This window comes from Methylosinus sp. shoA, assembly GCF_059718125.1.
In genome coordinates, this window is record NZ_AP046091.1 from 3,002,889 (window position 1) to 3,022,476 (window position 19,588).

17 protein-coding genes and 1 pseudogene are annotated in these 19,588 nt (G+C 66.8%); 9 read left to right on the forward strand and 9 right to left on the reverse strand.

The genetic code is table 11. The annotated features are described in order from the left end of the window. Positions 1 to 76: 76 nt before the first annotated feature. The 5 genes from AC6IW9_RS13665 to AC6IW9_RS13685 all read right to left on the reverse strand — a co-directional run bounded on the left by AC6IW9_RS13665 (position 77) and on the right by AC6IW9_RS13685 (position 6,206). The gene (locus AC6IW9_RS13665) at positions 77 to 1,174 is read right to left on the reverse strand and encodes a site-2 protease family protein (RefSeq protein WP_497764349.1); all 1,098 of its coding nucleotides are present in this window, start codon (positions 1,172 to 1,174) and stop codon (positions 77 to 79) included. 193 nt (positions 1,175 to 1,367) lie between these two features. Beyond that, positions 1,368 to 1,880 (reverse strand): transcriptional regulator LdtR, encoded by a 513-nt coding sequence (gene ldtR / locus AC6IW9_RS13670; RefSeq protein ID WP_497764351.1) that lies wholly within the window; start codon positions 1,878 to 1,880, stop codon positions 1,368 to 1,370. Positions 1,881 to 2,084: 204 nt separating this feature from the next. Next, positions 2,085 to 2,651 carry a DUF6163 family protein gene (locus AC6IW9_RS13675; RefSeq protein ID WP_497764354.1) on the reverse strand — a complete coding sequence of 189 codons (567 nt, stop codon included), beginning with the start codon at positions 2,649 to 2,651 and terminating at the stop codon, positions 2,085 to 2,087. Positions 2,652 to 2,772: 121 nt separating this feature from the next. Then, positions 2,773 to 4,302: an anthranilate synthase component I gene (trpE, locus tag AC6IW9_RS13680; RefSeq protein WP_497764356.1), complete on the reverse strand. Its 1,530-nt coding sequence runs from the start codon at positions 4,300 to 4,302 to the stop codon at positions 2,773 to 2,775. Further along, positions 4,299 to 6,206 carry a SurA N-terminal domain-containing protein gene (locus tag AC6IW9_RS13685; RefSeq protein ID WP_497764359.1) on the reverse strand — a complete coding sequence of 636 codons (1,908 nt, stop codon included), beginning with the start codon at positions 6,204 to 6,206 and terminating at the stop codon, positions 4,299 to 4,301. Before AC6IW9_RS13685 ends, trpE begins: the two co-directional genes overlap by 4 nt. A gap of 240 nt (positions 6,207 to 6,446) precedes the next feature. On the opposite strand from AC6IW9_RS13685, the gene AC6IW9_RS13690 reads away from it, so the two are divergent. Then, entirely contained in the window at positions 6,447 to 7,109 is a 663-nt protein-coding gene (locus AC6IW9_RS13690; RefSeq protein ID WP_497764361.1) for a hypothetical protein, read from the forward strand. Positions 7,110 to 7,179: 70 nt separating this feature from the next. Here the strand turns inward: AC6IW9_RS13690 and AC6IW9_RS13695 are convergent, their stop codons facing one another. Continuing rightward, complete coding sequence (locus AC6IW9_RS13695; RefSeq protein ID WP_497764363.1) at positions 7,180 to 8,268, reverse strand: ATP-dependent DNA helicase; 1,089 nt, start codon at positions 8,266 to 8,268, stop codon at positions 7,180 to 7,182. A 284-nt stretch (positions 8,269 to 8,552) separates the two neighbouring features. Here AC6IW9_RS13695 and AC6IW9_RS13700 point away from each other — a divergent pair. The 5 genes and pseudogenes from AC6IW9_RS13700 to minE form a co-directional block, all read left to right on the forward strand. Then, positions 8,553 to 8,663: pseudogene (locus tag AC6IW9_RS13700) on the forward strand (helix-turn-helix domain-containing protein); the annotation flags it as partial. Positions 8,664 to 8,814: 151 nt separating this feature from the next. After that, a complete protein-coding gene (exaC, locus tag AC6IW9_RS13705; protein ID WP_497764365.1) occupies positions 8,815 to 10,332 on the forward strand; it encodes an acetaldehyde dehydrogenase ExaC in 1,518 nt (505 codons plus the stop codon). A gap of 208 nt (positions 10,333 to 10,540) precedes the next feature. Next, on the forward strand, positions 10,541 to 11,320 hold the full coding sequence (gene minC / locus AC6IW9_RS13710) for a septum site-determining protein MinC (RefSeq protein WP_497764366.1): 780 nt from the start codon (positions 10,541 to 10,543) through the stop codon (positions 11,318 to 11,320). Positions 11,321 to 11,332: 12 nt separating this feature from the next. Continuing rightward, entirely contained in the window at positions 11,333 to 12,148 is an 816-nt protein-coding gene (gene minD / locus AC6IW9_RS13715) for a septum site-determining protein MinD (RefSeq protein ID WP_497764368.1), read from the forward strand. Beyond that, positions 12,145 to 12,420, forward strand: coding sequence for a cell division topological specificity factor MinE (gene minE / locus AC6IW9_RS13720; protein WP_497764369.1), 276 nt, complete (start codon positions 12,145 to 12,147; stop codon positions 12,418 to 12,420). The genes minD and minE overlap by 4 nt, the downstream gene beginning before the upstream one ends. Before the next feature lie 71 nt (positions 12,421 to 12,491). Here minE and AC6IW9_RS13725 read toward each other — a convergent pair whose 3' ends face one another. The 3 genes from AC6IW9_RS13725 to AC6IW9_RS13735 are packed head-to-tail and all read right to left on the reverse strand — an operon-like array spanning position 12,492 to position 15,285. Continuing rightward, a complete protein-coding gene (locus AC6IW9_RS13725; RefSeq protein WP_497764370.1) occupies positions 12,492 to 13,838 on the reverse strand; it encodes a PQQ-dependent sugar dehydrogenase in 1,347 nt (448 codons plus the stop codon). Continuing rightward, positions 13,835 to 14,725, reverse strand: coding sequence for a serine O-acetyltransferase EpsC (gene epsC / locus AC6IW9_RS13730; protein WP_497772525.1), 891 nt, complete (start codon positions 14,723 to 14,725; stop codon positions 13,835 to 13,837). Before epsC ends, AC6IW9_RS13725 begins: the two co-directional genes overlap by 4 nt. Before the next feature lie 59 nt (positions 14,726 to 14,784). Further along, entirely contained in the window at positions 14,785 to 15,285 is a 501-nt protein-coding gene (locus AC6IW9_RS13735) for a GlcG/HbpS family heme-binding protein (protein ID WP_497764372.1), read from the reverse strand. 176 nt (positions 15,286 to 15,461) lie between these two features. Here AC6IW9_RS13735 and AC6IW9_RS13740 point away from each other — a divergent pair, with 176 nt between their 5' ends. From AC6IW9_RS13740 to AC6IW9_RS13750, 3 genes are all read left to right on the forward strand, one after another. Beyond that, positions 15,462 to 16,082: a helix-turn-helix domain-containing protein gene (locus AC6IW9_RS13740; RefSeq protein WP_497764373.1), complete on the forward strand. Its 621-nt coding sequence runs from the start codon at positions 15,462 to 15,464 to the stop codon at positions 16,080 to 16,082. A 261-nt stretch (positions 16,083 to 16,343) separates the two neighbouring features. Further along, on the forward strand, positions 16,344 to 17,291 hold the full coding sequence (locus AC6IW9_RS13745) for a family 2A encapsulin nanocompartment shell protein (RefSeq protein ID WP_497764374.1): 948 nt from the start codon (positions 16,344 to 16,346) through the stop codon (positions 17,289 to 17,291). 69 nt (positions 17,292 to 17,360) lie between these two features. Further along, positions 17,361 to 19,562 (forward strand): family 2A encapsulin nanocompartment cargo protein cysteine desulfurase, encoded by a 2,202-nt coding sequence (locus AC6IW9_RS13750; RefSeq protein WP_497764376.1) that lies wholly within the window; start codon positions 17,361 to 17,363, stop codon positions 19,560 to 19,562. The last annotated feature ends 26 nt before the right edge of the window (positions 19,563 to 19,588 follow it).

Genomic DNA, 19,588 nt, shown 5'->3' on the forward strand with positions numbered 1-19,588 from the left:
AGGGGGCTTCTGGATTGCTTCGTTGCTTCGCTCCTCGCAACGACGGCCTCGCTCCAGGCGTTCGGCTCTCCTCCCCTCAGCCTCTGCCGCGCCGCGCGAGGCGCCAGTCCGGACGCAGATTGGCGATGAGGACGATCTCCGCGAGGCTCTGGCGGGTCAACAGGCCCGCGAGCGCGCCGTCTGCGTCCAGAACGCCGATCGCCGCCGCATTGGCAAAGCTCTCGATCGTCTTGTCGAGCGGGGCGTTCGCGCCGACGGTCGGCGCGTTCCGGCGCACATAAGGCGCGATCGGCGCACTGCGCGCTTCGCTCTTCAGCGCCTCGATGATGTCGGCGCGGCCGAGCAGGCCCATGAAGCGCCCGCCGGCGGAAACGACCGGAAACTCCTCCTGAGAGGTGGCGAGCAGAATATCCACCGCTTCGGCGAGATCGGCGCCCCAGTCGATCGCGGCGATGCGCGTCTCCATCGCGTCGGCGACGGCGAGGCCGCGGGTCGCTTCGCTCGCAACGGTCATCTGCGCCTCGCCGGCGGCGGCCATGTAGACGAAGATGGCGATGAAGACGAGCAGAGGATTGCCGAAGAGGCCGAGAAAGCCGAGTACGAAGGCGAACATCTGCCCGACCGAGGCGGCGATGCGCGTCGCCTTGGCGCGATCGAGCCACATGGCGAGCGCCGCGCGCAGCACGCGGCCGCCGTCCATCGGAAAGGCCGGAATCATGTTGAAGACGGCGAGGAACAGATTGGCCGCGGCGAGACGCGGGAGAAGCCCGAGATGCGGATCGTCGAGCTGCGTCAGCGCCTCGGGGTGAAAGGTCCCCAGAGTGACGAAGAGCGCGATCGCGATGACGATGTTCACCATCGGGCCGGCGATCGCCACCAGCAGCTCCTGGCCCGGTTTCTCGGGCATATGCGCGAGATTGGCGACGCCGCCGATCGGCAGCAGCGTGACCTCGGTCGAGACGATGCCGAAGCGGCGCGCGGTCAATATATGACCGAACTCGTGAAGCACCACGCAAGCGAAGATCAGCGTGATGAACAACAAACTGTCGCGCGCCGCCTCCCATCCGCCGCTGCGATAGGCCGAGAAGCCGATCCATGCGAGCAGCAGGATGAAGGTGACATGAATGCGCACAGCGGTGCCCTTGAAGCTGCCGAGCGTGAGCGACCAGCGCATGTTTGCCTCTCTACCGGGAGAAGGACGTCGCGATGACGAAGCGCGTCATTGCGAGCGAAGCGAAGCAATCCAGACGTCGCAGGGCGGCGCGACGAGGTCGTACTCATATCAGAATTTCGCCGAGACGAAAAAAGGGCGATCGACGCATCAGCGGCGACCGCCCGCGAGGAGGCGATGGAGGGGGAGGGGAGCGTCAGAGACGATAGCGGATCTGATCGGTCCAGAAGCGCTCGAGGCGCGTCAGGGCCGTGTTGACGGTGCGGAATTCGGAGGGCGACACGCCGCCGATCTGCTCGACCGTTGTCGCATGCTTGTCGTAGAGCGCGGCGACGATGTCGTGGACCTCTTTGCCCTTGGGCGTCAGGCTGATGCGCACAGAGCGGCGATCGATCCGCGAGCGGGCGTGATGGAGATAGCCCATCTCGACGAGCTTTTTCACATTGTAGGAGACGTTGGAGCCGAGATAATAGCCGCGCGTGCGCAATTCGCTCGCGGTCAGCTCCTTGTCGCCGATATTGTAGAGAAGCAGGGCCTGCACCGAATTCACATCGCCGCGATTGCGGCGGTCGAACTCGTCCTTGATCACATCGAGCAGCCGGCGATGCAGGCGCTCGACCAAGGTCAGCGACTCGAGATAGATCGGTCGTATCTCGTTGATCTTGTCTGTGCGCGCCTGCGCCGCTTCGGTCTTCGACGCCGTATTCATGAACAAGCTCCGTCTCGTCTATTCGCGCCGGATGTCGAGCTCCGGCCTATCCATGGGCGGACCTTAGCGAGCGCGGATGAAGACCGCTTTAAGCAACAGTCTGAATCCGCCGTTTACCTCCACTACCGCTCGCGCGGTGAAGGCGCGGTAAATAGATTCAGTCGAATTTTCTGCGCTTTGTCGCTTATTTGCGAGGCGCGCGACCTACAGTCCGTCGAGCCGCGCCAGCGTCTCGCGGGCGCGGCGCAGCCAGCGCTCGAGAAGGCTCTCGTTCATCTCGATCTCGGGCGCGCGGCGCCGGCGCCGCTTGTCGCGCAGCCGCTGCGCTTCATAATCGCGTCCGGCTTCGAAAGTCAGGAAAAAATAGAGGCCGATCAGCATGAGATCGAAGGCGACGAGCCAATAGCCGCCGAAGAAGAAGCCGGGGGCGGTCGCGGTCACGAAGATCTGCGCGCTGGCGATGAGCAGCCACAGCACGCCGCCCCAGGGCGTCGCCAGCCACAGGCCGACCCCGGCGATGAGATCGAGCACGGCGAAGAACACGACGGCGAGCGCGACATGCGTCGGCAGCGTGTCGAAGATCGGCTGTGCGGACGTGAGCATGAGGCTCCATTGCATCACGCCCTGCGCGAGCCAGAACAGCGCCATCACGCGCATGAACAGAGTGAGCAGCTGGCCCCATCGCGTCGCTTCGGTCGAGACGCTCGCCTCTCCGACGCGGATCGGCCGGTGCGGATCGTCGGCGTCGTCGTAGAGCGTGTGCTCGGTCACGCGAAGCCTCTTTCGTCGATGCAAAGCTGCACGACTCTTGACACGCGCTTCCTTCTCCCGCGGAGCGGGAGAAGGAAGCGCGCCTTTTTCTGCGAGCGTTTCTGTTTCACTTCCACTTCGACTACTGTCCGCGCCTGGGCCGCGTCGCGAAGCGCACGGCTTCCTCTGCGGCGCGGAATAGCGCCTTCGATTTGTTCACCGTCTCGCGATGCTCGTATTCGGGATCGCTGTCATAGACGACGCCCGCGCCCGCCTGCACATGCATCTTGCCGTCCTTGACGATCGCCGTGCGCAGCACGATGCAGGTGTCCATCTGCCCCCCGGCGCCGAAATAGCCGATGCAGCCGCCGTAAGGCCCGCGCTTGTCCGTCTCCAATTCGTCGATGATCTCCATTGCGCGCACTTTCGGCGCGCCGGAGACCGTGCCTGCGGGAAATCCCGCCGCGAGCGCGTCGATGCAGTCACGCGACGCATCTAGCGCGCCCTCGACATTGGAGACGATGTGCATGACGTGGCTGTAGCGCTCGATGGCGAAGCTCTCCGTCACCGTCACCGTTCCCGTCGCCGCGACGCGGCCGACATCGTTGCGTCCGAGATCGAGCAGCATCAGATGCTCGGCGCGCTCCTTCTCGTCGGCGAGAAGATCGGCGGCGAGGCGCTCGTCCTCGGCCTTGTCGGCGCTGCGCCAGCGCGTGCCGGCAATGGGGCGGATCGTCACCTTGCCCTCGCGCACGCGCACGAGGATCTCCGGCGAGGAGCAGACGATCTGGAACGCGCCGAAATCGAGGAAGCACAGGAAGGGCGCCGGATTGACGCGGCGCAGCGCGCGATAGAGCGCGAAGGCGGGCAGCGCGAAGCATGCGGTGAAGCGCTGCGACAGCACGACCTGAAAAATATCGCCGGCGCGGATGTAGTCCTTGGCGCGCTCGACCATCCCGAGAAAGCGCTCGAGCGCCGTGTTGGAGACCGGCTCCTGCGCGAGCAGCAGCGGATCGGCCTGCGTCTCGCGCTGCTCGAGCGGCGTCTCGAGCGTCGCGACGACGGCGTCGAGACGCGCGAGCGCGGTCTCATAGGCGGCTTTCGCCGCGACGCCCGGCTGCGGACGCGCGGGCGTGACGATGATGATCTCGTCGCGCACCGTGTCGAACACGACCATCACCGTCGGCCGCAGCAGAATCGCGTCGGGAACGCCGAGCGCGTCGGGCTTGGCCGGCGGCAGCCGCTCCATCAGCCGCACCGTGTCATAGCCGAGATAGCCGAACACGCCGGCCGCCATCGGCGGCAGATGCGCGGCCTGATCGACCGCCGACTCCGCGATGAGCGCGCGTAGCGCGTCGAGCGGCGGCGCATCGCAGGGCTCGAAGGCGTCGGCCTCGCGCAGCGCGCGGCGATTGATCGACGCCCTCTCGCCGTCGATGCGCAGGATGACGTCGGGATCGAGACCGATCATCGAATAGCGGCCGCGCGCGGCGCCGCCTTCGATCGACTCGAGCAGGAACGTGTTCGAAGGCCGCGCGCGCGTGAGCTTCAGATAGGCCGAGACAGGAGTCTCGAGATCGGCGACGAGCCGCGTGACGACGAGCGCGGCGCGCCCGTTCTCGTGCTCGGCCGCGAAGGCCTCGAACGACGGCTCGAATGGCGCCTCGCTCACTGGCCCTGGTCTCCGCCGGTCGCCGCTTCGAGCGCGTTCTGATTGATGCTGACGTTGTAGATCTTTTCCAACGCGCCGACATATTGCTCGAGGATGTCGTTGGTGAAGGCGGGCTTCAGCTGTTCCGCCGCCGCCTTGGCCTCGAGCGAGGTCGCGTCATAGGGCTGCGTCGTCGCATTCTCGACGACGAACGCCAGCCGGCCGCCCTCGATCGCCACCGAGCCCGCGCCATGCACGGGCGTGTCGAAGATCGCGATGATCGCGGCGTTGGGGATTGCAGGATTGGGCGCGCGCTTCACCTCATTGGCGCGCTGCGCCTCGGCCCCCACGGATTTGGCGACGTCGGCGATCGGCTTGCCGGTGCGCAGCTCCGCAGCGAGCGCGTCCGCTTTCCCGGCGAGCGCCTTCTGCAGCCGCTCCTCGCGCACCGCGGTTTCGACGCTCGGTTTCGCCTCCTCGAAAGTCCGAGCGCGCGCGGGCTCGACCTTGGCGACCTCGAACCAGACATAGCCGCCGTCGCGTGTCGCCACCGTGTCGTTGTCGACGCCGACATCGGAGGCGAACGCCGCCTTGAGCAGGTCCTCGGAGCCGAAGACGCTCGGAATCTCCTGCCCCGACTTGTCGCGGCCGGTCGCATCGGTCGCCTCGACGGTCGTCACCTCGAGCCCGACGGAGTTCGCCGCCTCGGCGAGCGCCTTGCCGCTCGCGCGTTGATCCTCGATCGCGTCGTGGACTTTGCGGACCTGCGGCGCGGCGCGCTCGCGGGCGATCTCGCCGCGCAATTCGTCGCGGGTCTGCTCGAAGCTGCGCGTGACGACGCTCGGAACGATCTTCTCGACGTCCAGAATGGCGAAGCCGAAGGCGGTCTGAACAGGACCGACAAAGCCGGGCTTGTCGGAGGCGAAGACCTTGTCGGAAAGCTTGATCTCGCCGAGATCCTTGGCCTCGAGCAGGCCGAGGTCGATGTCCTTGGGCCCGAGCTTGCGCTCGTCGGCGAGCGTGTCGAAGGAGAGGCCGCCCTCGAGGCGCTTCAGCGCCTGCTCGGCCTCCTCCTTCGTGGCGAAGAGGAGCTGGCGCAGATGACGCTTCTCGGGCGTGCCGTAGCGCTTCGTCTTGACCTCGTCATAGAGCTTGCGCGCTTCCTCCTCGGAGACGTCCTGCGGCTTGGCGAGGCTCGCGGGCGTCGCGGAGAGAATGGCGAGCCTGCGATATTCCTTGGCGCGGAAGCTCTGCTCGCGATCCTCGAAATATTTCCTCAGCTCGTCGTCGCTCGGGGCGGCGATTTCCCCGGCGGCGGAGGCGGGCAGCTCGAAATAATCGACGTCGCGCGCTTCGTTGCGGAAGCGGTGCAGCGCCTCGAGCACGAGCTGCGGCGGCTCCAGCGCGGCGACGACCGAATCGGTCAGCTCCTTGCGCACATAGCCGCTCTTCTGCTCGGCGAGGAAGCCGCGCTCGGTATAACCGGCGTCGCGCAGGATCTGCTTGAACCGGTCAGGGTCGAACTTGCCCGTGGGGCCTTTGAACACCGTCTCGTCGCGGACGAGCTTCAGCACCTCCGGGTCGCCGATGGCGAGGCCGAGCGCGCGCGCCTTCTGATCGAGCGTGAGCTCGGTGATGAGACGCTGCAGCACCTGCTCGTCGAGGCCATAACGGCGCGCCTCCTCATTGGTGATGGCGCGGCGGGCGCGCTGCTGCAGGCGGCGAAGCTCGTTCTGATAGGCGGCGCGATAGGCGTCGACGGAGACTTCGCCGGAGCCGACCTTGGCGAGCCGCGTCGTCGAGAAGCCGCGGAACACGTCGCCTATGCCCCAGACGGCGAAGCTCAGAGCGATGAAGCCCATGACGATCCCGAGGATGATGCGGCCGATCCGATGTTGCGATGCGGTGCGCAGGCCTTCCAGCATGACGTTCTCGATCCCCTGGGCTCGGCTGATCCGGCTCTTTCATTCGCGTTCCGGCCGGAATTGGCGCGGACTATAGGTACCGTCGTCTCCACTTGCAATCGCGCCGTCGCCGCCCGCTCGGGCGGGACCATGCGCGCCGCCGCTGTGTCGAATCGGGGAACCCGAGCGGCGCCCGCGCGTTTGGACGCCCTGGGGGGCGCCGCGGCCTCTCTCGTAGAGCTCGCGATCCGGAGTGTGCAGATGAACCTCATGAAGACACTGACGATCGGCGCGGCTGCGCTCGGATGGCTCACTTTTGCCGGCCAGGCCAGCGCAGCGCCGTCAGGCTCCTCGTCCAAAGAGGCGAAATATGCTGCCGCGACAAATTACGAGAGTCGTCCGTCGCAAGGACGCAGTGGCTCCTATCACCGTGCGGCGACCGGCCGCTCGGCCTATGCGCCGCGCGGCATAGAGGCGCGCTGCGCGTCGAAAGGCGGCCGCCTGATCCACGAGCGAGGCGGAGAATGGCGGTGCGTGACGAGAGGGGGGCGGAGCGTCTATGCGCCGCACGGGAAGGGCACATACGGCAAGGGCGCATACAGGAGCCGGGGAACCTATCAGGAGCGCGGAATGAGGGGCGGCCGCTCGGCCTATCCGCAGCCCCGCGGCGGCCGATCGATAGAGATGCGCGAGCGGGGCTCGAGCTATTGGCAGGGACGCGGAACGGGCGCGCAGGCTCGATCCGCCCAATCCGCGCGCGGAGCGACCGAAGGCCGCTCCGTCCAATCTCCCAAGTCTCCCAAGGGCGCGAGCTCGTCGCCCGGAGCGCATGGCCTGGCGCCCTATAGCGACATTCCGAGCAAATCCATGAAGAGCGGCGGGCGTTCCGGCGCCACGTCGCACGGCGCGCAGCCGAGCCGCTGAGGCGGCTTCTCGGAGCCCGGCTGCCGCCGGGCTCCGTCAGGCGTCGGCGAGAGGTTGTGCGCGTCGCCTCTCACGCCACCACTGTGAGCCTCTGCGCCGCGCGCGTGATTCCGGTGTAGAGCCAGCGGGCTCGGTGCTCGCGGAAGGCGTGCGATTCGTCGAACAGCGCCACATCGTCCCATTGCGAGCCCTGCGCTTTGTGCACGGTCAGCGCATAGCCATAGTCGAACTCGTCCGAATCCTTGCGCTGCGCATAGGGAATCTCCGCCTCGCCGCCGTCGAAGAATTGCGGCAGCACGCCGACCCGCTGCAGCTTGCCCGCCGCCTCCTCCGATTCGACCAGCAGCCGCACCTTGCCGCGCCGCACGGCGCCGGCGCTCTTCACCGTGAACAGCGCGCCGTTGAGCAGGCCCTTCTTGCGATTGTTGCGCAGGCAGACGAGCTTCTCGCCGGTCTGCGGCAGCGCGCCTGAAAAGCCGCGCAATTGGCGCAGCCGGGCGTTGTAGGCGCGCCGCGTGCGATTGAGTCCGACCAGCACCTGATCGGCGCCCGTCACCAGCGCCGGATCGAGCGCGTCGCGCCGCACCACGCGCGTGTCGCCATAAACGCCATGGTCGAGCCGCCCGCCTTCACGTATGATCATCGACAGGCGCACGATCGGATTGTCGGCGGCCTGGCGATGCACCTCCGTCAGCATCACGTCCGGCTCGGCCTCGGTGAAGAAGCCGCCGCCCTTCACCGGCGGCAATTGCGCCGGATCGCCGAGCACCAGCACCTTCTTGCCGAAGGAGAGGAGATCGCGGCCCAATTCTTCGTCGACCATGGAGCATTCGTCGATGATGATGAGCGACGCTTTGGCCGCCTCGCTGTCCTCGTTGAGCTCGAAGCTCGGCTCCTCGGTCTCCGAATCGGTCGCGCGATAGATGAGGCTGTGAATGGTGCGCGCGTCCTTGCAGCCCTTGGAGCGCATGACCAGCGCCGCCTTGCCGGTGAAGGCGCCGAAGGCGACGTCGCCGTCGACGTTCTCGGCGATGTGGCGCGCGAGCGTCGATTTGCCGGTCCCGGCATAGCCGAACAGGCGAAAGACCTGCGGGCGGTCCTTCAGCCAAGCGGCGACGGAGGAGAGGGCGCGCTCCTGTTCGCTGGACCAGACGGGCATGGATCGGTTTCTCGACCAGGAGCAGGAAGTCGCGGACACGATGACCGCGTCATGGGCGTCGGCAACGCGGGTGGAGTTTGTAAACGGTCGGCTCGGGAGAGGACGCGCATATGTCTCCGTCGACTTGACGGCCGGCCTCTCGGGTGGCGCCGAGCCATTGCCGGCGCGGAGACCTTCGATCATTTCTCCATTCCGGATATATCTAAATTCCTGAGGCGCCAAGCGCCGTCAACCATTCCGATTTCGCCCGCGCCGACCTCGTCCTGCGGCTCGCGCGACGACGATTGCTCGGGCGGCGACTGCTCGGGCGACGACGTCCGGCGGGCGCTGGCGGCGGCAATATCTCGGCCGCGGCGAAGCTGCTCGGCGTCGGCCGGGCGACATGGCGCCGGAAGCTCGACCGTCTCGGGCCGCTCGAGGCGCCTGACGTAGAGAATGCCGTCGTCGCGCGTTTTCCCACTGGCGGGCTCTCGCGCGCGGGCAGACATTGGAGCCACGACGCCGCGAACAGAACGCAAGAGCGCGTGACGAAGAGAGGAGACCGCCATGACGAGGCCCGAATTCATCCGCTCCGCCGAGCCGCAGTTCAAACCCCGCTACGAGAACTACATCGGCGGCCGCTGGGTCGCGCCGGCCAATGGCCGCTATTTCGAAAACAAGACGCCGGTGAACGGCCGAACCCTGTGCGAGGTCGCACGCTCCGACGAGAACGATATCGAGAAGGCGCTCGACGCCGCTCATGAAGCTCGCGACGCCTGGGGCCGGACCAGCGTCTCCGAACGGGCGCGGCTGCTCAACGCCGTCGCCGACCGCATGGAGCAGAATCTCGCCGCGCTCGCGGAGGCCGAGAGCTGGGACAATGGCAAGCCGATCCGCGAGACGCTGGCCGCCGACATTCCGCTCGCCGTCGATCATTTCCGCTATTTCGCCGCCGCCATCCGCGCGCAGGAAGGCGCCATATCGGAGCTCGACCACGACACCGTCGCCTATCATTTCCACGAGCCGCTCGGCGTCGTCGGCCAGATCATTCCGTGGAACTTCCCGCTGCTGATGGCCGCCTGGAAGCTCGCGCCCGCGCTCGCCGCCGGCAATTGCGTGGCGCTGAAGCCGGCCGAGCAGACTCCGGCCTCCATTCTCGTCTGGGCCGACCTCGTCGGCGACCTGCTGCCGCCCGGCGTCGTGAACATCGTCAACGGCTTCGGCCTCGAGGCGGGACGGCCGCTCGCCTCCTCCAAGCGCATCGCCAAAGTAGCCTTTACCGGCGAGACCGGCACCGGACGGCTCATCGGCGAATATGCCGCGCGCAATCTCATTCCGGTCACGCTGGAGCTCGGCGGCAAATCGCCCAACATCTTCTTCGCCGACATCGCCGCCGAGGACGACGCCCTGCTCGACAAGGCGCTCGAGGGCTTCGCCATGTTCGCCCTCAACCAGGGCGAAGTGTGCACCTGCCCGAGCCGCGCGCTGGTGCACAGAAGCATCTACGACCGCTTCATGGAGCGCGCGCTGCAGCGCGTCGGCGCCATCGTGCAGGGTGATCCGCTCGACGAGAAGACCATGCTCGGCGCGCAGGCATCGCAGGAGCAGATGGAGAAGATCCTCGGCTATTTCGACATCGGCCGCAAGGAAGGCGCGGACATACTGATCGGCGGCGGCCCCGCCGAGCTCGGCGGCGAGTTCGCCGGCGGCTATTATGTGAAGCCGACCGTGCTCGCCGGCAACAACAAGATGCGCGTGTTCCAGGAGGAAATCTTCGGCCCCGTCGTCTCGGTGACCGTGTTCGATTCCGACGAGGAAGCGGTCATGATCGCCAATGACACGATCTATGGCCTCGGCGCGGGCTTATGGACGCGCGACATCAATCGCGCCTATCGCGTCGGCCGCGCCATTCAGGCCGGCCGCGTCTGGACCAATTGCTACCACGCCTATCCGGCGCACGCCGCGTTCGGCGGCTACAAGCAATCGGGCGTCGGCCGCGAGAATCACCGGATGATGCTGGATCATTATCAGCAGACCAAGAATCTGCTGGTGTCCTACAACCCCCGCAGCCTCGGCTTCTTCTGACCGCTGCGGGCGAAGCGATCCGGAGCCGTGGACGAGACTCTGGATTGCTTCGTCGCTGCTCGCAATGGCTGCGCCTCGGAGGTCGCTCGTCATTGCGAGCGAAGCGAAGCAAGGGACCGGCGTCGAATTTACGCTTAGGTAATTTAACCCGCTGTTAACCATGCTGGCATGAAATGGGACTCGCAGCAGAGCTTGCGAGTCCGCGCCGTTGACCGAATCTTCATCCTCCCACATCCGCTTCCGAGGCCGGTCCTTTCCGGTCCTCGCCATCGAGCCCGACGCGCCGATCGACGGCTGGATCGAGAAGCTCGACGCCTGTCTCGAGCGCTCGCCCGCCTTCTTCGCGCGCAAGGCGATCGTCATCGACCTTTCCAAGCTCGGCCTCGAACGCGACGAAGTCGTCGGTCTCCTGGATCGGCTGTCCGAACGCAATGTCCGCGTCATGGGCCTGACCGGCGTCGAGCCCGCCTGGGCCTGCGAGGAACTGCCGCCGATCCTCATGAGCGGCCGCGCGCTCGCCTCCGACGAGCCCTCGAGCGCCGAGCAGCAGCAGCCGGCGCCGCTGACGCCGCACGAGCGGACCGCTTTCGCCGAGATCGGTGCCGCGCTGCGCGGCGAAAAGACCGCAGCCCCGGAGAACGCCGAAAGCGATCGCCATGCCGCGCCGCTCGTCGTCGAAGCGCCGGTGCGCTCGGGCCAATCGATCTTTCATCCCGCCGGCGACGTCATCGTCATCGGCTCGGTCGCCTCCGGCGCCGACGTCATCGCCGGCGGCTCCATTCATGTCTATGGCGCGGTGCGCGGCCGCGTGATGGCCGGTTCCTACGGCGAGACGCGCGCGCGCATCTTCTGCCGCAAGATGGAGGCGGAGCTCGTCGCCGTCGGCGGCTTCTACATGACGGCGGACGAAATCCGCGCCGATCTGCGCGGGCGCGCCGTGCATGCTTTTCTGCAGGACGAAACGATCAGAATCGTCAGGCTCGACTGAGGGGGACGACGAATGTCCAAAATATTGGTGGTCACATCCGGCAAGGGCGGCGTCGGCAAGACGACGTCGACCGCGGCGCTCGGCGCGGCGCTGGCCCAGTCGAATCACAAGGTCGCGGTCGTCGACTTCGACGTCGGCCTGCGCAATCTCGATCTCGTGATGGGCGCCGAGCGACGCGTCGTCTACGACCTCATCAATGTCGCCAATGGCGACGCCAAGCTGCATCAGGCGCTGATCCGCGACAAGCGCGTCGACACGCTGCATCTGCTCGCCGCCTCGCAGACGCGCGACAAGGACGCGCTCACCGAGGAGGGCGTGCGCCGCGTGATCGACGAATTGCGCGAGCGCTTCGACTGGATCGTCTGCGACAGCCCGGCGGGAATCGAGCGTGGCGCCACTCTCGCGATGCGCTTCGCCGATGTCGCCGTCGTTGTCGCCAATCCGGAGATCTCCTCGGTGCGCGACTCCGACCGCATCATCGGCCTGCTCGACGCCAAGACCGAGCGCGCCGAGCGCGGCGAGCGCATGGAAAAGCATCTGCTGCTGACGCGCTATGACGCGGGACGCGCCGCGCGCGGCGAGATGCTGCATGTCGACGACGTGCTGGAGATTTTGTCGATCCCGCTGATCGGCATCATCCCGGAGAGCGAGGACGTGCTGCGCGCCTCCAATGTCGGCAGCCCGGTCACGCTGCACAGCACGACCAGCGCGCCGGCGCGCGCCTATATGGATGCCGCGCGGCGCCTTTGTGGAATCGAGGTGCCGATGGACATCCCCGCCGACAAGAAGGGGCTTCTCGTGCGCCTGTTCGGCCGGAGGGCGGCATGAACTTGTTCAAATTCCTCGACCGCCGCAGCTCGGCGCCGGTCGCGCGCGAGCGACTGCAGATTCTTCTCGCGCATGAGCGCGCCTCGATCTGCAACTCCAATCTGGTCGCGCTGCTGCACAAGGAGGTGCTCGCCGCGGTTTCCAAGCATATAGAGATCGACCCGGAGCGCGTGGAGGTCAATCTGCGCGAGCGCGACAAGGTCTCTCTGCTCGAGATCGACATAGAGATCGACGCGGCGATGAAACGGATCCACGTCGGCGAAGCAGCGTGAGCGCCGTGCGGTCGCGCGCCGTTCGAGACTATTCGAACCAGGGTCGGCCGCGACGTGGCCGCCCCTACGTGTTACTTCGAATGAGAGACGCGCCAGATCGTTCCGTTCGCGTCCTCGCTGAAGAGCAGCGCGCCGTCTTTCGCGACGGCCAAGGAGACCGGCCGCGCCCATACGCGCGCGTCGTCCAGCACGAAGCCGGTCAGAAAATCCTCATATTCGCCGGTCGCTCTTCCCTTCTCGAATGCGAGCCGGACGATCTTGTAGCCCGTGCGTTTCGAGCGGTTCCATGATCCGTGCAGCGCCACGAAGGCGTCGCCCGTGTAGTCGGACGGAAACTGGCTCCCGTCATAGAAGACGATTCCGAGCGGCGCCGAATGCGGCTGGATCAACACGTCCGGCGCGCTCGCCCGGCCAGCGAGGTCCGGCCGCTCGCCGGCATGTCGAGGGTCGACATGATCGCCGATATAGCGCCACGGCCAGCCGTAGAAGGCGCCCTCGCGAACCCGCGTCGCATAGTCGGGCGGCAAATCGTCGCCCAACATGTCGCGCTCGTTCACCACGCACCAGAGATCGTCGGTCTTCGGCTGGACAGTCATCCCCGAGCAATTGCGCAGGCCGGTTGCGAAGACCCGTCTGTTGCGCCCGTCGGGATCGAAGGCGAGCACATTGGCGCGCAGCCGCTCGACGCCGCCGCTCGCGCCGACGCCATTGGCTCGTTCGAGCGCGGCGACATCCGCGGGCGAGGGTTGCGCATGTCCTTCGGCGACATTGGAACGCGAGCCGACGGCGACGAACAGCGTCTTGCCGTCAGGCGAGAAGACGATGTCCCTCGTCCAATGCCCCTCCGTCGGCAAATCCGAGACGATGATTTCGGCGGGGCCGGAGGCCTCGAGATCGCTTTTTCGATAGGGATAGCGCCGCACCTGCGACACTGTCGCGACGTAGAGCCATTGCGGGTTCGGGCCCGGCGGATAGAAAGCGAGGCCGTAGGGCCGCTCGAGGCCCTGCGCGAAGATGCGATCGGCCTCGGGCTTCGACCCGCCGGCGTCGAGGCGGAAGGCGCGCACGCGTCCGCCATTGCTCTCGGCGACGAAGACATCGCCGTTCGGCGCGATGCGGATGACGCGAGGGCCTTCCAGATTTGTGGCGAAGACGCTCGCCGAAAAGCCCGGCAGAGTGTTCGGCGACGCGTTCTGCGGCCGTGCGGCCACCTGCGAACGCGACGCGGCGGGGTCGCTGGCCAGAGGCGCGGGCAGATCGCCGATGGAGATTTTTCGCCGCACGCCCGGCGCATCGGCGCGCCAGTCGGAAAACGCCTGCGCGCCGGTGAGAAGCGGCGAGGTCTGCGCCTGCGCGGCGCCCGAGACGGCGAACGGAAGCAGAATGCAATGCGAGAGAGTCGAAAGACGAAATCTCATATCCCGCCGCCGTTGTCGAAAGTTTCGATGGCGCGCGCCTGGGTGATGTTGCTCCCCGGCGGCACGCTGTGCGTGAGCCAGACATTGCCGCCGATCGACGAGCCGCGGCCGATCGTGATGCGCCCGAGGATCGTCGCGCCGGCGTAGATGACCACGTCGTCCTCGACTATGGGGTGACGCGGCCGGCCTTTGACGAGCGCGCCGCTCTCATCCGTCTCGAAGCGCTTCGCCCCGAGCGTGACGCCTTGGTACAACCGTACGCGCTTGCCGATGCGCGCCGTCTCGCCGATCACGACGCCCGCGCCGTGATCGATGAAGAAGCTCGAGTCGATTTCGGCGCCCGGATGAATGTCGATGCCGGTCTCGGAATGCGCGATCTCGGCGACGATGCGCGCGAGCATCGGCGCCCCGAGCGAAAAGAGCTCGTGCGCGAGGCGATGGCGCACGACTGCGGCGACGCCGGGATAGCAGAACACGATCTCGTCGAGACTGCGCGCCGCGGGATCGCCGTCGAAAGCGGCGCGTATGTCGGTGTCGAGCAGCGAGCGCACGCGGGGCAGCGCGCCGAGGAAAGCGTCGGCGATCCCGCGCGCGTCGCTCTCCCTGTCGCGGCTCTCGTCCTCCTCCGCGAACAGCAGCAATTCCTTGCGAATCTGCTCGGTCAGAGAGTGCAGCGCGCGCTTCAGCGTCGTCGATACGAAAGCGTCGACGGTCTCGATGGTGAGATGGGAGGGGCCGAAATGGCGCGGATAGAGGACGGCGACGAGATCCGCGACGATGTCGACCACCGCCGCGCGCGAGGGAAGCTCGGGAAGAGCCCGGCTCTTGTAGCGGCTCTTCTGCGAGGTCTTGCGCAGAGCGCGCAGCGCGTCGACGACCTGATCGATCGCCGCGCCCTGCGCGTCGCCGTCGTCGACCGGCTTTCGCTCGTCGCCGACGCGCGCGTTCACTTCAGCTGATCCGCGATCTTGTCGATTCCGGCCTTGGCGCAGGCTTCGTCCTTGTCGCCTCCCGGCGCGCCCGAGACGCCGACCGCGCCGATCGTCTCCTCGCCGACCTTGATCGGCAGCGCGCCCTGAATCGCGATCACCCCGGAGAGATGAACGAGGCCGAGGCTCGGATTTTCCTTCACCCGTTGGGCGATATCGCCGGAAGGCGCGCGGAAGGTGCGCGACGTATAGGCCTTGCGCTGGCTGTTCTCGAGCGTGTGCGGCGAGGCGCCGTCCCCGCGCAGAGAGACGATCGCCTGTCCCTCCGCGCCGACGATGGTGACGGAGACGCGATAGCCCTGGGCGACGCAAGCGTCGTGGGCGCCCTGCGCCACCGCGAGGGCGGCGCTGAGGGGAAGGAATTTATGCGCCGGCAGCTCGGCCAGAGCCGCGGGGGCCGCCATGCATGCGACGCCGAGAGAAAGAAGAGCCAGAGGGCGGGCCGGGAATTTGCTCATGGTCGATCCATCCGTTCGAGGATGGGCGCATGCTAGCATTATTTATATCAACTGCAAGGGTATGACTTGAGCAGCGTCGTGGAAGCGCGGAGGATTTTTATCGAATTCATGCGCCTTTCGCGCTTGACCGCCGTTTGCCCATTCCGGATACTCGGCTTACAAAAGAGGAAAAATGGATGACTCGAGAGGCTCCTGGAATCGTGAAGCGCGATCGTTCTTCTCCGGAGCGGCTCTCGCGGATCGTCGCGGAACGGCTCGAGCGGCTGCTCAATCGTCGCGGACGCTCGCTGGCGCGTCTGTCGGAGCAGACCGGCATAGAGGCGGGCGAGCTCGCGCGCATCGCCGCGGGCCGCCAGGCGCCTTCTCTCGGCCATCTCTGGCGCATCGCCAATGCGCTCGGCGTTCCCTTCGGCAGCCTCGTCGCCTCCAAGGAGCGCCAGGGCGTGCTCGTCATTCGCAAGAGCGAGCCGCAGACGGTCGAGTCCGTCGGCGGCGCTTTCGTCTCTCGCGCTCTCTACCCTTATGACTGCCGACGGCCGGTCGAGTTCTACCACCTCACGATCGGCCCCAATCACATCGAGCGCTCCGAGGCGCATGCGTCGGGCACGAAGGAGAACCTCGTCGTCGCGCGCGGCTCGATCGAGGTCGTCGTCGGCAAGGAGCCGGCCGTGCAGCTCGACGAAGGCGACGCCGTCGACTTCCTCGCCGACGTGCCGCACAGCTATCGCAATCTCGGCGTCGTCCCTGCGACGGTCTATCTGGTCATGTCCTATGCCGACGGGGGCGAGGAGGGCTGAGACGATGCTGTAGATCCGCGCTAGTTCGCTCGGTATATCGTTCTTGTAGACGTATACAAAGCAAATATGATTGAACAACATTATCCGTGTAGAATAATTTTCTATTACAAATACTATTGATCGTCCCGAGACCCTCTTGTAGGGATGACGTGCGGCGTCGAATTGGCCGCTCCTTTCGATGCCGGCCGACGTTCTTCGGCGCTCGCGGACCGCCCGCGCGCGTCGGACGCCTCGTTCAATCGCCCCGAGGAACGAATTCAAATGACCACCGAACCCGAAGTCCGACGGACGCTGAGCGAATCCGCGGCCCGTCAACTCGCCAATGCGACGAAGACGAGAGCGCAATGGTCGGGCATAACGCCGCGCTGGCTCGTGTCCTTTCTGCCTTGGACGCCGGTCGAGGCCGGCATCTATCGGCTCAATCGCGTGCGCGAGGATAGCGCGCTCACCGACGCCGACGTGACCTGCAGCCCGGCCCGCGACCGCGACGCCGATCTGCCCGAGACCTTCGTCGATTACGAGGATGCGCCGCGCGAATATTCGATGAATGCGGTGACGACCGTGCTCGACGTGCAGACGCGCGTCTCCGATCTCTACAGCCATCCTTACGATCAGATCCAGGAGCAGGTCCGCCTGCTCACGGAGAAGGTCAAGGAGAAGCAGGAGAGCGAGCTCATCAACAATCCGGAATATGGATTCCTCGCCAACGCGCATCCGTCGATGAAGATCAAGACGCGCACCGGGGCGCCGACGCCGGACGATCTCGACGAGCTCATCGCCAAGGTCTGGAAGGAGCCGGCTTTCTTCCTCGCCCATCCGCGCGCCATCGCCGCCTTCGGGCGCGAATGCACGCGCCGCGGCGTGCCGCCGCCGACGGTGACTCTGTTCGGCTCGCCCTTCGTCACCTGGCGCGGCCTGCCGCTCGTGCCGAGCGACAAGCTGTTCATCGACGAAACGGGCAAGACCAATGTCCTGCTGCTGCGCACGGGCGAGAAGAAGCAGGGCGTGATCGGCCTGTTCCAGCCGGGCATTCCGGGCGAGGTGGCGCCGAGCCTCTCGGTGCGCTTCATGGGCATCAACCGCAAGGCGATCGCCTCCTACCTCATCTCGCTCTATTGCTCGGCCGCCGTGCTGACGCATGACGCGCTCGGCGTGCTCGAGGGCGTCGAGGTGGGCAAATATCACGACTACGGCGACAAATACGTCTGATCTCGTCGGCGCCGGCGGCGCATCGCCGCCGGCGCGTCACTCCAGAAATAGCGCCGAGAGAGAACGATCATGACTTCTGCGCCGTCCAATTCTCCGGCCTTCGGCGCTTCGGCGCCGGACACGCCTTCCGAGGAGACGCTGACGCGCCATGGAGCGCCGGCCTTTCCCGATCCGGCCATGATCGCCCGCATCGCCAATTCCTTCTTCCAGGCGAATGAATCGCCGGCGACGCTCTCTCCCGGGGCGCCGATCGTGCCGCCGGCGCTGCCCGAAGCGCCCGCGCCCTCCCTCGTGACCAGCGTCGCGCCGCTCGCGCCGGCGCGGCCGCCGATGGGGGCGCCCGACGTTCCGCCGACGACCATTCCCTCCATCGCGCCGACGCCCAATCTCTCCTCGCCCTCCGCGCCGGTCGGCCTGCAGCCGGCGGTTCCGCCCTATGGCCTGTCGGACGTGCCGCAGCCGGGCGCATCGGCCGGCGCTTTCGAGCCCGGAAGCCCCGCCGCGGCGGCGATCGACTATTCGGCGGTCCCCAATTCGTTCGCGCAGTTCGGCGGCGTTTCGCCGCTGCAGGCGCCGGCGCCCTATGGCGGCTATGGTCCCGACTCCGCGCCGGGCGGCATGAAGGCCGCGCCGGCCGACAATCTCTATTTCCTGCGCGACCGAACGCCGGCGGTCGCGCCCGGCGCCGCGCCTTCCGACCCCTCGCTCTCGCTCGTCGACCGCTACGACGCCGGGCTTTCAGGCCCGACGGCCACCGCCGACGCCGCGCCGGAGACCTTTGCTTATTCCGGCCCTTCGGAGGCCGATCCGCATCGACTCTCCGACGCCTTCGCGCTCGCGACGCCCAATGTCGCTCTGCCGGAAATCTCCGGCCAGGAGCGCAGCTTCGCGCCGGGCGCGGCCGGACCGGCGGCGACCGATTCGCTCTATTTCCTGGATCGCGCCGGCATGGCCCCCGCCGCGCCGACCGCCGCTCCGGAAGAGCCGCAGGGCTTTGCGCCGCAGCTCGTCGCCCATGCGCCGGCGAGCCGCGGCGCCTTCGATCCCCACGCCGTGAAGCGCGACTTCCCGATCCTGCGGCAGCAGGTGCACGGCAAGCCGCTGGTGTGGCTCGACAACGCCGCCACCACGCAGAAGCCGCAAGCCGTCATCGACCGGCTCGCGCATTTCTACGAATATGAGAATTCCAACATCCATCGCGCCGCCCATGCGCTGGCGGCGCGCTCGACCGACGCCTATGAGGCGGCGCGCGAGAAGGTGCGCCGCTTCCTGAAGGCGCCGTCGGTCAAGGACGTCGTCTTCGTGCGCGGCGCGACGGAGGCGATCAATCTCGTGGCGCAATCCTGGGGCCGGCGCAATGTGCAGGCCGGCGACGAGATCGTGATCTCCTGGCTCGAGCATCACGCCAATATCGTGCCCTGGCAGCAGCTCTGCGCCGAGAAGGGCGCGCGGCTGCGCGTCGCGCCGGTGGACGATCGCGGCCAGATCATCCTCGAGGAATATGAGAAGCTGCTCAACCCCAAGACGCGCATCGTCTCGGTGACGCAGGTCTCCAATGCGCTCGGCACCGTCACGCCCGTACGCGACCTTACGGCGATGGCGCATCGCCACGGGGCGCGCGTGCTGATCGACGGCGCGCAATCGGTCTCGCATATGCCGGTCGACGTGCAGTCGATCGACTGCGACTTCTTTGTTTTCTCCGGCCATAAGGTGTTCGGCCCGACCGGAATCGGCGTCGTCTTCGGCAAGGACGAGGTCCTCGCCGACATGCCGCCCTGGCAAGGCGGCGGCAATATGATCGCCGACGTCACTTTCGAGAAGACGATCTATCAGGGCCCGCCCGAGCGCTTCGAGGCCGGCACCGGCAATATCGCCGACGCCGTCGGGCTCGGCGCCGCGCTCGACTATGTCGAATCGATCGGCATGGAGGTCATCGCGCGTTACGAGCACGACCTGCTCGTCTATGCGACGGAGAAGATGCGGCTCGTGCCGGGGCTGACGTTCATCGGCACGGCGGCGGAGAAGGCGAGCGTGCTCTCCTTCGTGCTCGACGGCCACCGGACCGAGGACGTCGGCAAGGCGCTCGACCGCGAAGGGATCGCCGTGCGCGCCGGACATCACTGCGCACAGCCGATCCTGCGCCGATTCGGCCTCGAGGCGACCGTGCGTCCCTCGCTCGCCTTCTACAACACTTGCGAGGACGTCGACGCGCTCGTCGCCGCGCTCCTGCGTCTGCAGAGCGCTCAATGGGGCTCCGCCCGCTATCCTTGATATGTCGATCGCCTTTGTTGACTGAT